The sequence below is a fragment of the Rhizobium sp. KDH_Rht_773_N genome (genome assembly GCF_052946295.1).
In genome coordinates this window covers 1202132-1217565 of record NZ_JBRFNB010000002.1, presented here as the reverse complement: position 1 = coordinate 1217565, position 15434 = coordinate 1202132, and the positions used below count along the sequence as shown (strand labels likewise).

The window sequence follows — 15434 nt, the reverse complement described above, 5'->3', positions numbered from 1 at the left end:
TCCGTTGTTGATGGTTGCCCCGCAGAAGCGAGGATGGTCAGTAAGCTCCCCTGCGCTTGAAGACCGCAGGGATCGTGCTGAGAAGAATTTGGCAGTCGAACCAGAGGGACCGATTGTCGATGTAGAACTCGTCGAGCTGCTGCTGCAGCTCGATATCCGCATTGCTTCGTTCGGATATCTGCCAAAGGCCCGTGAGCCCCGGCGTGACGGAACGGCGCTTGTCGCGAAATTCGCCGTCCATCGCCAGCAGGTGATATTCCGGAAACGGACGCGGTCCGACGATGGCCATCTCGCCCGCAATGATGTTCGCCAGTTGCGGGAGCTCGTCGAAGCTCGATGAGCGAAGGAGATGCCCGATGACCGGCAGGACGCGCGGATCGTCCTTGAGCTTGAAATGGGCCAGCCACTCGGCGCGCATGGCCGGGTTTTCCCGGAACAAGGCTTCGAGACGCTGCTCCGCATCCCGGTACATCGTCCTCAGTTTCAGCACATAGACCGGCTTGCCGGACAGTCCCTCCCTGGCATGCCGGAAGAAGACAGGACCCGGATCGATGACGTAGATCGCGGCGGCCGCAATCGCAATGAAGGGCGCGACGACAATCGCGGCAGGAATAGCGATTGCAAGATCGAGGGCTCGGCGAACCAGATCCGAATTCACCGGACTTCCGCCGGTGGCGAGGCGAATACCGATCTCTCCGCCTACATCCGCCGGCCGCAGGCCGCTGACCTTGAGGCTCGGTGTGTCGGAGAGCAGAATGACTTCCGCAAACTTCCGGCGCATGGCCGCCAGATCGGGTGCAAGCGAACCCGCGTCAGCTGCGATCAGGGCAATGGATGGCCCACCGTCCGGCAATGCTTCCGACGTGTCGGGGGAGAAAGATTCCGGCCTGATGCCATACTGCCAGTGGCGCTTGAAGTGCGCCACGAGCGCGGGAGCAAGATTGCGCCCCCCTATGATCACCGCGCGCTCTCCCCAGATGCCAAGTTTCCAGCACAGGCCTCTCGCAAGCCAATGCACGATTGGCTGAACGATCAGCCCGAGCCCGAGGAAGCCGATGATGGCAAGCAGCAGCCGTTCGCCATCCGGCAGGATGATCGCTCCAAATACCGTCAGGACGGCCACCTTGACGGCAGCTATCGTGCGCCGGCGCAGATGTTCGTGGTCGTGCAGCCGATATCCGGGATAGAGGCCGGCCGAGGCATAAAGAACGATCGCAGCCAGTGCCGTGAGGATGAAGGCGCGCTCCGCTAGCCTGCCCTCCGCGCCCTCTGGAAGGAACGACAGAAGGGCGAAATAGGCAACCAGATAGCTCGCTATGTCGCCGGCAACCAGAAGCGACGACGTTGCAAACCGTGGAAGCCGGCGCTGCAGTGCGGCCGGCATACTCAGCCCTGTCGAGCCAATGCGATCCCCCGTCCTGGCTGCGATCGGTGGCACCGACCCTGCCGGGATCGCTCGCGACGCCATGTCGTTTGTGGAAGATGCCTTCGACGGACCCGATGTCATCGCTGACGGCGCAAATGAGGACATGATGCTTTACTCCTCTACGGCCTTTGTCCCGACCCGGAGACGGCGTCCTCGATCGGAAACTTTCGAAGGCCCAGTCTCTGAAAGGCGGTCAGTGAGATGAAGGTCGGCACGACCAGCGCATAGCGCCGCCACAGCCGTCGCGGCTCGCAGAGAAGGCGAAACGCCCATTCGAAGCCGCTTCTTTGAATGATCCTGGGAGCCTGCCGCTTGAGACCGGCGTGGAAGTCGAAAGCAGCGCCGACGCCGATGAGCATCGGCGCGTCCAGGCGCTCGCGCATGCGCGCCATCCAGAGTTCCTGTTTGGGACTGCTCAACCCAACCCAGATGATGTCGGCACCCGACCGGTTGAGCCGGTCGGCAATATCCGTTTCCTCCTGCATGGACAGCTGGCGAAAAGGCGGCGCATAGGAACCGACGATCCGCGCCTGCGGATATTTTGCCAGAAGTCGCGTCTGCAGCTGGCCGAGCGTTTCGGCTGTCGCGCCGTAAAGGAAGTGGCGCAAACCCTTGGAACTGCCGGCATCGAAAACGGACAGCATGAGATCCGGTCCGTAGACCCTGTCGCTTTCCGCGTGGCCGGCATGTCTCAGCGCCCAGACCAACGGCATGCCGTCCGGGGTTACCAGGAACGCCCGGTTATGAATGGACCGAAGCTCGGGATCTTTCTGACACCGCACGACACCGTGTGCGTCGCGAACGCACACATATTCTTTCCTGCGGTCTTCGATCGCCTTTTCGATAAGTCCGGTCGCGCTTTCGAGATTGACTGCGGAAACTCGAACACCAAGGACATTCGTCCACTTCAGGGAATCCTTTGAATCAGGGACTGAAGTTTGGTTTCTGTCTGCCGGTGAATTTCTCATGATCTACGCTTTTGCCAACTGAAACTGCCGCCAGAATATGCTGGCAGGCTCGCTGCCTCCATACTTTCAGCTCCAGCTATTGGACGTAGAAAGACTTCACATTTCTGCGTTCTTCATAGAAATAGATACAATATTGGAAGTAAGGCCCTATCCCCGGGGTAGGCTCGATTGCTCTTTTTGATAAGCGTTACCCCGAAAAGAGCGGTTTGACCTTCGCGAAGCTGCAGAAGACAGTCGCTTTAGCGCGACCAAAGCTGGGGAGGTTTGAGCGCGAGAAAGCCGGGGAGAGAGACAATGGTGAATTCAACAGGGGTGAATTCAATAGACGAATTGTGGGTGCCGGCCAGCGGGCCTCCAGAGGCGCCCAGCACAACCAACCAGCTGCAGAACGATCTGACCTCCAATGGTTATACTGTCATCAGGGATGTGCTGACGCCTGAACAGGTGGAAAGATTGCGGCGGGTTGCCAGACAGTATCTAAAATCCGGCGGCAAGTATTTGTACGGCGGCAAATTCCAGCTTCATGCCATGTATGTCGTCGACGAAGTCGCGAGATTCATGACTTCCGATACGATCCTCAACCGTCTCAAGGAAATTACCCAACCGCTCGATGTCGTTCTGACAGGCGAGTGCGATCTCATGATCAACACGACGTCGTCGTGGCATAACGACGTCCCGCACCATCCGCGCTGCGTCGATGGAAGCATTTTCTCGGACGAGAATTTCAAGGTCTACAAGATCGCGTTCTACCTGCAGGACCAGGACGAGAACTCGAGCGCAACATTGAAGGTGCGGCCGAAATCTCACCTGAAAGGCTTGGTCCAGAGCCTGCCGGCAAGGGGTCTTGGAGTCCGGGCGGGCGATGCGATCATCTTCGACGTACGCATCGAACATGCAGGGCAGATGCCGACCCTGGTTGACAGGAGTCTGCGCAAATTTTTCGAACGGATCGGGCCGCTGCTTCACCTGGACGTTCAAAAGGCATTCACCGTGACGCGATCGATCATTCGACGGATCACCGGAACGCCTGACCGTGTCGCCGTCTTCATGACTTTCGGCCCGTCGGATGCGGAGACCTATTCCTATGCCGAGGAAGGTCGCCACCGCCATCCCGGCGTTCGGGGAACGCTGAGCCCGGATGTGCTGGCCCAGCTTGCGGTCAACAAGGTCGTTCCGCCGATTATCGGGGCGCCTGCCTAGCCGCGCCCGGTTTCAGACCCTGGCCTCGCGCACACGATCGACCAACTGCGCACCGTCGAAATGGTGCGCAGGACTGCGCCCCTCGGCCCGCTCCCGAAGCGGACCGGCGGCAGTGCAGAAAACGCAGCAACATGGCTTGCAACAGCGCGGACGGGCTTGCGGGCATCCGCCCGCATCCGCAGCGCACCAACGCCGTGACCGCGGCATCTACGTCCAAAGCATGAGCCCATACCCCCATAGCCGCTCCGTCCTTAGGCCTTCTGCGGCTCCCTCCCCCAAAAGGTGGCGGTCAGGGCCTAAGGGATTGCCAATAAGAGCAGATGTTACGTGTGTCCATTCACCGGTAGCTTGGAGAGGAATGCATGGCGCGAAGGACATGGCTCGGCAGCAGATCCCGATAGCGCAAGGCCATGGTTCCCGCGCAGGCTGATTGTTCGTAGTTGATGCTTAGAGGGTTGGGATTCCTATGGTTTCGCGTTCTGGTCCTGGTTCTGCACATTGTGTGACGGAAGCATCACCCGTCCCGGCATTGTTGGCGGCGACCTCTTCGGTTCAATGCAGGATCCCGGCCGGGCAAGGGAGCGCCCTGCACGCCGCCATCATCGAGGTCCCAAGGAACACGTCGCGGCGCTGCGGTCCAATCCGGCAAGCCGCGTGAGAGGGTGTCATGGAGCGACCAGGCATCAGCGTTCTTATCAACAATTACAACTACGGCCGCTTCGTCGGACGCGCGATTGACAGCGCCCTGAGCCAGGAGATGGCCGATGTCGAGATCATCGTCGTGGACGATGGATCGAGCGACGAGTCGCGCTCCGTTCTGGAAGCTTATGGCGACCGGGTGAAGGTGATCTTTCAGGAGAACTCGGGACAGGCCGCCGCGATCAACGCCGCTGTGAAATCCAGCAGCGGCGGCATCCTTTGTTTTCTGGACGCCGACGACTGGTGGGCGCCCGGCAAGCTGTCGGCGACGGCTGAGACTTTCCGCTCGCATCCCGAAGTATCGCTTGCCTATCATCGACTTCAGCCAATTTCGATCGACGGCTCGCCGATCCTCAAGCCGATCCCCCGAACCCTGTGTTCAGGAGACCTGTCGCCGCAGTTGACGCGTTCGGCCGGCTGGTGGCCCTTCCCCATGACGTCAGCCATCTCCGTACGACGCAGCGCGTGGGATGCCGCCGGGCCGATTCCCGAACAGTTCCGCATATCCGCCGATGCCTGGCTCACGGGAATCTATCCGTTTCTGGGCGACGTTGCCGCCTTGCCGGAAACGCTCGGCTTCTATCGGATCCACAACAACAATTGGTACCGGCCAGCAGATGACGCCTCGATGCTGAAAAGGCGTATGGCCCATTGGCAGCGCAGCGTCGAGGCGACGAACCGGTTCCTCTCGTTCCACGACTTGCCGGCGAGGCTCAGCCTGAGGGATCACTACCCCTATCAGATGGCGGCGGCAGGGCTGGATGGCGTCAATGTGCGCACCCGGCTCAAGCTCGCTGTCGAAGGGCTGTTTTTCTCCGGAGAACCAAACCTGCTGCGGCGGACGCGCGACGCGTTGCGCAGCGCCTACCACCTCCCCCGCCCGGGCAGAGATATCGGCTTGTCGGAGGCGGCGAAATGAAAGCGCTGCTGCTGGTTTCCGAACTGGAGGACTATACAATATCCTTCGCGAGCGGCGTCGCGCGCCACATGCCGGTCGTCCTGGGCGTGCCGCGCCGGCGCTATGCGCATCTTGCTTCCTGGTTCGATCCGGCCGTCGATCTTCACCTTCTGGACTGGCCCCGGCACCGTTCGCTTGCCAATCCGTGGTTCCTGCACCAGCTCACGCGTCTGATCCGGCACGAGCGGCCGAACCTCATTCACCTGCTGAGCAACTCCACATTGTGGTTGAATTTTGCCGTACCCTTCTGGCGCCCGATCCCGCTCGTGACCACCGTTCACGACGTGGAAGTGCATCCCGGCGATTCCGACACGCGCACCCTTCCCGGCTGGGCTCCGGAACTGATGGTCAAGCAGTCGGGACATATCGTCGTGCATGGCGAGGGGCTGAAGCGGATGGTCCTCGACCGGTACTCGAAATCGCCCGACTGTGTGCATGTCCTGTCGCATCCTGCCATTCATCGCTATGCGGAACTCGCGCGACGGCAGCAAATGAAGCGGCGTGGCGGCGATGGGACGGTGCGTGTCCTGCTCTTTGGGCGGATTTTCGCTTACAAGGGCCTGGAACACCTGATCCGTGCCGAGGCGATGCTCAAGGATGCGCTCCCCAACCTGCACGTTACGGTCGCCGGTCGTGGCGACGATCCCTGGGTCTTCCGGTCCCTCATGGGGGAAGCCGGCCGTTACGATATCCGCAACCGCTTCATCGAAGACGAGGAGGTCGCCCAGCTTTTCCTCGACGCCGATATCGTCGTCCTTCCCTATACGGAAGCATCCCAGAGCGGCGTGCTGAACCTTGCGGCGGCATTCGGCAAACCCGTTATCGTGACCGACGTGGGCGAATTGCGAACCACCGTCGAGCCCAACGGATTGGGAATGGTGGTCCCGCCGGGCGATGCGGAAGCGCTCGCAAAGGCGATCCGGACATTGGCCGACGACAACGCACTCAGAAACAATCTCGGCGCCAACGCGCTCGAATGGGCCAGGGGACCGAATTCGCCCGAACAGGTCGGCGCCCGGGCGGCCGCCGTCTATCGCGAGGTGGTCGGATCATGTTGATGAAGCTCTCGACGGATGGTCATCATATGGCGATGCGCCGCACGGCGAGCGTCCGTCACTACGTTCCCGGTGGCTGCGAGAACGGCGGCGGCATTGGCAGGCTGGTCGGTTACATAGTCGGCACGGCGAAAGAAGGCGGTGCAGAACATACCGTCACCGACACCAGAGGGCCACGGTGGTCTGCGGCAACGTCCCCTCTGCGCCTGCTGGGCGCTATCCTTGCGATGGCGAAGGATCGAATCCTCGATCCCGCACGTATTCATCATATTCACGTCGCCGGCCGCGGCAGCACCTCGCGAAAGCTGATCCTGACCGAGGCTGCCCGCTGGCTCGGGTGCTTTCACATCTTGCACCTGCACGACTACGACTATGCCGGCGATTTTGCAGAACGCTCGCCGCGGCAACAATCGCTCATACGCCGGATGTTTCAGCGCGCCGATTGCGTCGTGGCGCTCGGCCAACGGGATCGCACGACGCTCGCGACACGTCTGGGCGTGGACGAGCGCCGCCTCGTCATCGCCCACAATTGCGTTCCCGACCCCGGCCCGCACAGCATTCGTGCCGGCGAGCCGCCGTTGATCGTATTTCTTGGCCGCCTGAGCGAACGCAAGGGCGTTCCGGAACTGCTGCTCGCCCTCAGCCATCCGCTGATGAAGGAGCTTCGGTGGCGGGCGGTACTGGCAGGCGACGGACCTGTGGAAGACTATCGCCGCCAAGCTGCAGACCTGGGCCTTTCAGGTCGGGTGGAGATGCCGGGGTGGCTTGGCGCCGACGAAGCGCGTGCGCTGTGCGCACGTGCCGATATCCTCGCCTTGCCCTCGCATGCCGAGGGCCTGGCGATGGCCGTGCTCGAAGGGCTCTCTCACGGACTTGCCGTCGTCACCACCCGTGTCGGAGCGCACGAGGAGGTTATCTCAGACGGGAAAAACGGCGTGTTCGTCCCTGTCGGAGACAAGGATGCCCTGGCCGCCGCCCTGGCGAAGCTGGTTACGGATCCAGACGCCCGCAGCCGCCTCTCGGCCGGGGCGCGCGCCCATTATCTCAACCATTTCAGCATGAAGGCATATATGCGGTCGATGGAAAAGCTCTACGAAACCATCTCCGCGCAACCTCAAGCAAGGGTTAGCGCACTATGACCATTTCAACTTTTCCGCCAGATCGCAACGTATCGCTCCCGGCGATGCCCTATGAACCCCGGTTTCAGGCGGAGGTGAGGCCGGAAGAGTTTGATCTGACGTCGGGTTTGCGGTTGCTGCGCCGGCGGATGGGGATGATCGTGGCTGTGATGGCGGTTGTGATGGCGGCCTCCATCGTGCTGATATCGGGCTTGAAGCCGGCTTACCATGCCGAGTCCCGGCTGATGATCCACAAGCCCCTGGCGACCGCGCTCAGCACAGGCGATGCCGGCGGCGATGCGCCGCTCAACGTCACCTCCGAGACCGAACGGCTTCTGTCCAGAAACGTGGCGGAACGGGTCATCCGCGACCTGCGGCTCGACGAGCGGCCGGAGTTCAACCCGGCCCTGCGCCAGGCCTCCGTCATCGACAGGATCAGGGCAACGCTGCGGGGCCTCGTCAGCACCGACAGGCCGTCGCAGCCGGCCGGAGAGACGATCGAGCCGGTCGTCCAGGCCTATTACAAGGCACTCAGCGTGTGGCGCGACGGCCAGAGCGACGTCGTTGAGATCGGCTTTACCGCCGGCGATCCCGAACTGGCCGCCGCCGTCCCCAACCGCCTCATCACCATCTATCTCGAAGAGCGCAGGGACAGTATCCGCTCCAGCCTGGACACGGCGGAAACATGGATCGGCCAGCGCATCGCCGAACAGCAGGATCGCGCCAGGACCGCCCGCGATGCCGCCGACACCTATCAGCAGAGAATGGGTGTCGTTCCAGACGACGATGACCAGAGCGAGCAGATCAAGGCAATCGTCGCACTGAGCGACCGGCAGACGAAGATCGCGCAAGACCGCACCGACATCACGGACACGATTGCCGCGCTGGAAGCCGCCCGCGACCCTTCCCTGGCCGCGCAGAACAAATCCATCCCCGACAGCATCGGCGTGATGCAGGCCGACCTTCGCGCCCAGCAGCAGGACCTTGCCCGTCTTCTCGACATCTATGGCAACGATGCCCCCGCCGTGGTCGACCTGCGAGCCCGGATCGACAAATCCCGCGCCGATCTCGGCGCCGCGATCGAACGCTACCTGCAGTCCCTGCGCGCCAGGCTGGCCGCCCTTGACGACGAGGACCGCACGGCCCGCTCCGCACTGACGGCCGCCTACGAACAGCGCTCCCGTTCCGCATTGGCGCAGACCGAGCTGGTGCGGCTGCAGCGCATTGCCGACAAGGAGCAGGCCGCCCTCGACAAGCTCGAGGAACAGCGCCGCGGCCTGGCCGGGCAGGCCATGCTGCCGGGCGCCGAACTGGAGGTCCTGTCACCGGCGGCCGTGCCGCTCGTGCCGCAGGGGCGCAGCCGGTTGTTCTATCTGATCGGCGCCTTCTTCGCTTCGGTCTCCGTTGCGGTGACGGCCGCCTTCGTGGTCGAGATGATGGACCGGACGGTGCGCAGCTTCGACCAGATCTCCACGATGGGCCGCATCGTGCCGGCCGGCTTCGTCCCGCATCTGCGGCGCAAGGAGCGCAGGGATCCCTCCAGGCTGTTCGGCCAGACGCAGATCGGCATGTTCGACGAAGCCATCCGCACCGTGATGATCTCGCTCAAACAGGCCAATGGCGGCAAGCTGCCGCACTCCATCGCCGTGACCTCGGCCCATAGCGGCGAAGGCAAGTCGCTGGTGGCCGGATCGCTGGCCATCGAACTGGCCGCCAACGGAACGCCGGTGCTGCTCGTCGACAGCGACATCCGGCGCGGCCATCTCGACACGCTGTTCAGGTCCGGCCTGAAACAGGGGCTGAACGAGTTCCTGAGCGGACAGGCCGCCCTTGAGGACGTCGTCCACCATCATCCGAGCGGGATCGACTTCATCCCGGCCGGCAGTCCCCGCCTGCAGCGGCGCGTGCGGCTGACCGACGTGGCCGAGATCATCGAGATGGCCCGCGTCAGAGGCCAGGTCGTCATCTTCGACAGCGCGCCGGTGCTCGCCTCGGCCGACACCATGCATCTGACGGCGCTGACGGAGCGCACGCTGATGGTCGTGCAATGGGCAAAGACCAGCCGCCGCGCTGCCGAATTCTGCCTGCAGCAGCTCAGGAGCGCCCGCAACGCCGACATCGTCGTCGCCATCAACAATGTCAGACCCAAGCGACACGCCAAATACAACTTCCGCGACTCCGAGTTGTACGCAAGGTCGCTGATGAAATATCACGATTTCAAAGCGTGAACCTGAACATCGAAGGATTTCATATTCTTGATCGATCCACCGTCGCCCTGGGCCGGTGAGAGACATCAATCATCACAGCCGGTACCCCGAGGGATCAGCAAACTGCAGGGACAGGAGAAGGGTGATGACCGACTATTACGTTGCCGCTGACGGAAGCGACATCGCCAAAGGCAGCCTGTCAGCTCCATGGAAGACAATCGGCCGCGCCATGCAGGCGCAGCTCAGACCCGGCGACCAGGTGGTGGTCAAGTCTGGAACCTACCATGAGCAGATCGTGGTAACGAGGGATGGCACGGCGGACAATTACGTCACCATCCGATCCGAATTGCCGGGCAACGCCTTGCTGAGGCCGCCGTCTTCGGACACCTACAGTACGTTGAGCGTGCGCGCGAACTACGTGAAGATCGAGGGCTTCGACGTCGTCGGCGGCCAGGGACATGCGATCGACATCGAAGGGTCGCACCATGTCACGATCAAGGACAATATCGCCCATGACAGCGGCGGCTCAGGCATTTCCAGCGCGAAATCGGATTGGCTGACGATCGAGGGCAACCGGGTCTATGGCAATGCCGCGACGAACGGTTATCAGTGCAGCGGCATCTCGCTCTGGCAGAACATGGATCTCGCCGCAGGTAATGCCGAATTCCGCAACGTCATCAGGAACAACACAAGCTACGACAACGTGCAGGGACCCGCCATCGACTGGGAGCACACGGATGGCAACGGCATCATCATCGACGGCTTTCAGGACACCAAATACCGTTACGGCACGCTGATCGAGGGCAACCTTTCCTACGGCAATGGCGGCAAGGGTATCCACGTCTTCCTGAGCGACTTCGTCACGGTGCGCAACAATACCGTCTGGCACAACAACCACGACAATGCCAACAAGGGAAGCTGGCGCGGCGAACTGAGCAACGCCATGGGCAGCCACAATACCTGGGTGAACAATATCGCGGTGGCGGACCCGGCGACCGATTCCAGGAATCGTGCCATCAACGACGTCAGTACCAACGGCTACGTCAACAAGGATGTGAAATGGTATAACAACATCACCTTCAACGGCACTCCGCGCGAGGCATCGGTGCTTTCGGACGGCCTCATGCCCGACGCAGCAAACGGAAACCTCCTCGGGTTCGATCCGCAGCTTGCAGATCCGACCACCGGAGATTTTCACCTGAAGCCGGGTTCGCCGGCCATCAATGCCGGAACGTCCGCTTTTGGCCTAGGATCTAGCGACATGGACGGGCAGGACCGTGTGAACGGCAAGGTCGATATCGGAGCGGATGAGGCCGATTCCAGCGCGGGGACGCCACCCGATGCCAAGGATATTTCCGGCTCGCTATTACGATGAATGCCGCCGCCGAACGCATCCACCAACTGTACTGGATCATCGCCAGCCCAATGGCGCCGACGCGCGCTCAGCCGCAAGGCAAAGGGCCGGTCGATGGCGTGCGTCGCCAGATCTGGAAAGCCTGAAAGGTTTCGGCGATCTGAAAGTGCTGCTCGGACAGAAAGGCCGCCAGCAGCCCCTGCGGATCGTAGATATCGGGCTTGCTGGTAATCACCACGGTCGGAGCTTCGAGTGCTGAAGCAAAGCCTGGATGCGGCTCCGACACGTAGAGAGCGCTGCCACACGCCTGACCCAGCGGCACATGGTAGACAAGGGCGCCAAGTGCATCGGCGCTCCACCAGACCCGTTCACCCCTCGTCAGGGCTGAGCGGGCGACAATGGCCGCGGAGCGGTAATCGTCCTTCGCGTGGCGGGGCGCAAACCTGATGCTTACGCCGGAGGCCAGTGCCATCGCCAGAAAGCCGATCACCACGAGTTTGCCCACAGGCTGGCGCCAGAGCAGCGTCACGCCTGCTGCCTGCAACGCCAGGACGACCGCGATTGCAGGCGCAAGGTGACGACCGACGACGCGCCAGTGGAGAATATATCCGGCAATCAGGATCAGTGCGGCCGCCGCCGCGACCGCGATCGCGCAAGCCGCCAATGCGCGAGGCGGAATATTGCGCATGGCCTGAATGACGCCGGCCAGTGTCACCGTCGCAACCAGCACGGCGTAGCTCGCCAGTACGACAATGTAGGAAGAGACAACCGCCCCCTCCCCGGCCCGCAGATCCGTGCGGCCCGGACCGAGACCAGCAAAACCCAACAGTTCGTAGGCCGAAAATACCAGCGTCCGTGCATCGGTGACCGCAACCTTCGTGCCACCTGCCCCTGCAATCACCGTCCAGAGATAGTAGAGCCCGAGCGGCGCCAGAATGGCCATGAGCAGGATCGAAGGCCCGACGATGTGGCTTGCGGCGAGCCGGCGAGCGCTCCAGGGAACGGCGCAGGCGGCTGCAGCGACCGCGGCGGCGGCCCATATGGCACCGAGCAAGCTGCTGCCGGAAAGGGCGATAAGCGCAAACGTAAGAAGCCAGACTTGGTAAGGGCGAAGGAGGGGACCGCCCGCGCTGCGATCGCTCGCTGCAACGACCGCACGTTCGAGCAGGCCGAAGACCATCAGGCTCGCCCCGATCTGCATGCCATAGGGCCGCGCCTCATCGATATAGTACCACAGGAAGGCGCTCACCCCGGCCACCAGAAGACGATCAACCCGGCCATTGGCGAAGATGTAGAGGCCCGGCACAAGCCAAAGCAGGTTCATTACCCTCAACGCGACCTCGCCATCGCCGGCGACCTTCTCCCAGGCCCAGATCGCCACGAGAAAAAACGGCATCTGCGCATCAGAGCCCGTCTCCGCGACCATGCGGGCCAGAAGCACCCCGAAATGCGGTTCTGCCGCGCGCCACGCGGTGTTGGCCTCATCTATCCAGTAGCTCTGTCCGCTGATGGCAGTACAGAGGGCCGCAAGCGCCGCGACCATGGCAAACCACAGCGCGAGATGCCCCGAGAGAGGGCGCGACTTCCGCAAAAGCGATCCTGATTCCTTGACCGGGTTCGGTGGCCCCGCGATCTCCGTGCCCAGCACCGGATTGAGGTCAGATATGCCCATACGCCCACAAGTCCTAAATCCGTACCCAGTACCTTGCCGGCAATACATCCATCCCGGCTTAGGCCGGCACCAAGACTAACGCCTTCTCCGCTCGAGCAACAATCAGCACAAAGTGGTACGCGTACGTCTTATGGCTCGCTTTCGACCTGCCGGCATAAAGAATAAAGTTCATTTCTACAGGGGCTTGCGTGTCATCGCAGACAGGGATGTCGAGGAAAATTCGATGAGCCTTGGAGCCTGCCGGTTCGGCAGGCTGGATGGAGCCGGGGATGGTCAAGAGTAAGACTGTTGTAAAGAGTGATCGGATCGAGCGGTTTCCCCAAAAGACCTACGGGCGGCGGTCTCGCCACCTTGGACAAGACCTTTGTCGGCCTCGATCCGATGGTCCAATCCATTTCATCGCACCGGGGGTTTGACATGTTGCCGCGCAGCACGGAGTTCCCTCGCACATGGCCGGTTGCCACGACTGACCTTTCGCCCCGCAGCATGTCCGATGCGGAAGGCCTTGTGCTGAGCATCGTCGTTCCGGTTTTCAACGAGGAGGAGACGATCGTGCTCTTTCTCCAGGCCGTGGATGCGCAGACCAACGCGATCCGCAGCGCTCTCGGACCGGGCGGGCAGGTGGAGATTCTGTTCGTCGACGACGGCAGCCGGGATCGCACCGTCGACATCATCGAAGGTCTGGCCGCACAGCGATCGGATATCGGACTGATCTGCCTGTCCCGAAACTTCGGCAAGGATGCGGCGCTGGCTGCCGGTCTTGCTCACGCTCGTGGCGACGCAATCATACCGATGGACGTGGACCTGCAGGATCCGCCGGACATCGTTCCGGATATGGTGAGCGCCTGGATGCGCGGCGCGAAGGTGGTCAACGCGCGCCGCAAGAGACGCAGCAGCGACACCTGGCTCAAGCGCTGGAGCGCCAACGCCTTCTACGGCCTCTATAACAGGATGGCCGACTATCCGATTCAGGACAATGTCGGCGACTTCCGGCTGCTGGATCGCAGCGTCGTCGATGTTTTGAACGGCATGCCGGAGCGTATCCGCTTCATGAAAGGCCTTTTCTCCTGGGTCGGCTTCACGCAGGCGACGGTCGAATACGACCGGCCGAAGCGCACCGCAGGCACGTCGAAGTGGGTATATTGGCGGCTGTGGAACTTCGCGCTGGACGGGATCACCGGATCGACGACGATGCCGCTGCGGATCTGGACCTATGTCGGCCTTGTCGTCGTCTTTCTGGCGCAACTCTACGCAGCCATCATCATCGGACGAACGCTGATATTCGGCGTCGATGCGCCCGGTTACGCGTCGATAATGGTCGTCATCCTCGTGTTCGGCGCCTTCAACATGATCTCCGTCGGGCTTCTCGGAGAATATGTCGGCCGTATCGCGATCGAGGTCCGGCAACGGCCTTTGTACCTGGTGGAGCATCTCACCGGCCGGGCCGCGGTGGGAGCGGCCAATGGCACCGCTGCCGATCAGGCACGGCGTGGCGCACCGGGCAGCACCGGCCCACGGCGGCGGGTCGGTATTGCTGCAGGTTCAGCGGTAGCAGGCGCAAGGGCGCCGGAAGGCCAGTTGAGCAGCCAGTATCCGGCTGAATGATATGTTGGACAAGGCTTGCTACCCGGCAGTCTACAGTCACAAAGTCATCATGCCTTGGCGCTCGATGGAATGCGTCGGCGTCATTGTCGCGTTGCTGCTCCTGAGCGGTTGCGTCTTCCCCCTCATCGATCGCGATGGCTACCTGGATGCCAGCGAGATGGCGAAACTTCGCCTGCTTGGCATACCGATCTATCTGATCTCCCTTGGGCTTCTGGCGCGAAATCAGACAGAGCTGCTGATTGCCGTTCGCCGTAGCCTGCCGTTTGCCGTGCTCCTCCTTTTGCCGCTCGTCTCGGTGCTGTGGTCGTCCAGCCCTGCCCTCACCCTGCAGCGCGGTATTGCGCTCATTCTTTCCGTGTCGCTCGCATATCTTCTCGCCATCCTGTTCACGCCGCGACAATTGCTGTTGCTGACGGTGGCGGTGCTCGGCACCGGCATGGTGTTCAGTCTGCTGATGGCTGTGGCATGGCCCGGTCGTGCCTTCACCATGGGCGAAAGCTCGCTCAGAGGGGTCTTCGACAACAAGAACGCACTCGGCTGGAACGCCGCAATCGCGACTTTCGCATGCGCCATAATGGCGACGGATCGACGGGCGGGGCGGAGAATCGTCAGCATACCGCTGCTTTGCGCCAGCCTCGTCTGCCTCGTCGCATCCCAGTCGATGACCGCCATGACGTCTCTCGCGAGTGCCACGGTGGCGACGGTCTTCTTCCTCGCCCTGTCGAAGACCCGTGACCTTGGCAGGGCAACCCTCGTACTGGTCTGCCTGCAACTGGTCGCGCTGGTTCTTGTAGGCCTCAGCGAACTGCTCGTTCCCCTGCTCGAAGCGATCGGCAAGGACGCGACGCTGACCGGCCGCGTCCCGCTCTGGCGGGAGGTGGATCACGCGATCGGCAGGCGGCTGTTGTTCGGCTACGGCTATCAGGCCTTCTGGGCGGACTCCACGCCCGACGGCTGGCGCGTCCGGGCTGCGGCCGGATGGCCGGCGCCGCACGCCCATAACGGATTTCGCGATACGTTGCTGAGCCTCGGGCTCCTGGGCTTCGTACCCCTGGTCTGGACGATTGTCCGCGCGGTGCGGCAGGGCGCAACGCTGCTGTGTGACGCCCCCGAGGAAGGCTGGCTGTGGTTGAACGTGCTGGTCATCATGTTCCTGGTGATGAACCTCACGG

At 62.3% G+C, this 15434-nt stretch carries 10 protein-coding genes and 1 pseudogene; 8 read left to right on the top strand and 3 right to left on the bottom strand.

What is annotated here, in order from left to right; all coding sequences use genetic code 11:
* Window positions 1-37 precede the first annotated feature (37 nt).
* Window positions 38-1531 (bottom strand): sugar transferase, encoded by a 1494-nt coding sequence (locus ACU8HS_RS27500; protein ID WP_113500452.1) that lies wholly within the window; start codon window positions 1529-1531, stop codon window positions 38-40.
* 14 nt (window positions 1532-1545) lie between these two features.
* A complete protein-coding gene (locus ACU8HS_RS27495; protein WP_112704067.1) occupies window positions 1546-2394 on the bottom strand; it encodes a WecB/TagA/CpsF family glycosyltransferase in 849 nt (282 codons plus the stop codon).
* A 294-nt stretch (window positions 2395-2688) separates the two neighbouring features.
* On the opposite strand from ACU8HS_RS27495, the gene ACU8HS_RS27490 reads away from it, so the two are divergent.
* From ACU8HS_RS27490 to ACU8HS_RS27465, 6 genes are all read left to right on the top strand, one after another.
* Entirely contained in the window at window positions 2689-3594 is a 906-nt protein-coding gene (locus ACU8HS_RS27490) for a phytanoyl-CoA dioxygenase family protein (protein WP_113413335.1), read from the top strand.
* A gap of 667 nt (window positions 3595-4261) precedes the next feature.
* Complete coding sequence (locus ACU8HS_RS27485) at window positions 4262-5212, top strand: glycosyltransferase family 2 protein (protein ID WP_447016136.1); 951 nt, start codon at window positions 4262-4264, stop codon at window positions 5210-5212.
* Window positions 5209-6309: a glycosyltransferase family 4 protein gene (locus ACU8HS_RS27480; RefSeq protein ID WP_112755704.1), complete on the top strand. Its 1101-nt coding sequence runs from the start codon at window positions 5209-5211 to the stop codon at window positions 6307-6309. The genes ACU8HS_RS27485 and ACU8HS_RS27480 overlap by 4 nt, the downstream gene beginning before the upstream one ends.
* Complete coding sequence (locus ACU8HS_RS27475) at window positions 6303-7445, top strand: glycosyltransferase family 4 protein (protein WP_447016135.1); 1143 nt, start codon at window positions 6303-6305, stop codon at window positions 7443-7445. Before ACU8HS_RS27480 ends, ACU8HS_RS27475 begins: the two co-directional genes overlap by 7 nt.
* Complete coding sequence (locus tag ACU8HS_RS27470; RefSeq protein WP_447016134.1) at window positions 7442-9652, top strand: GumC family protein; 2211 nt, start codon at window positions 7442-7444, stop codon at window positions 9650-9652. The genes ACU8HS_RS27475 and ACU8HS_RS27470 overlap by 4 nt, the downstream gene beginning before the upstream one ends.
* A 124-nt stretch (window positions 9653-9776) precedes the next feature.
* Window positions 9777-11006, top strand: a complete 1230-nt coding sequence (locus ACU8HS_RS27465) for a right-handed parallel beta-helix repeat-containing protein (RefSeq protein WP_112706481.1) — start codon at window positions 9777-9779, stop codon at window positions 11004-11006.
* A gap of 67 nt (window positions 11007-11073) precedes the next feature.
* Here ACU8HS_RS27465 and ACU8HS_RS27460 read toward each other — a convergent pair whose 3' ends face one another.
* Window positions 11074-12657 (bottom strand): hypothetical protein, encoded by a 1584-nt coding sequence (locus tag ACU8HS_RS27460; RefSeq protein ID WP_112706480.1) that lies wholly within the window; start codon window positions 12655-12657, stop codon window positions 11074-11076.
* Between the two features lie 507 nt (window positions 12658-13164).
* Between ACU8HS_RS27460 and ACU8HS_RS27455 the strand changes: the two genes are divergently transcribed.
* On the top strand, window positions 13165-14262 hold the full coding sequence (locus ACU8HS_RS27455; protein WP_447016133.1) for a glycosyltransferase family 2 protein: 1098 nt from the start codon (window positions 13165-13167) through the stop codon (window positions 14260-14262).
* A 1-nt stretch (window position 14263) separates the two neighbouring features.
* A pseudogene (locus ACU8HS_RS27450) lies at window positions 14264-15301 on the top strand (O-antigen ligase family protein); the annotation flags it as partial.
* Between the last annotated feature and the right edge of the window lie 133 nt (window positions 15302-15434).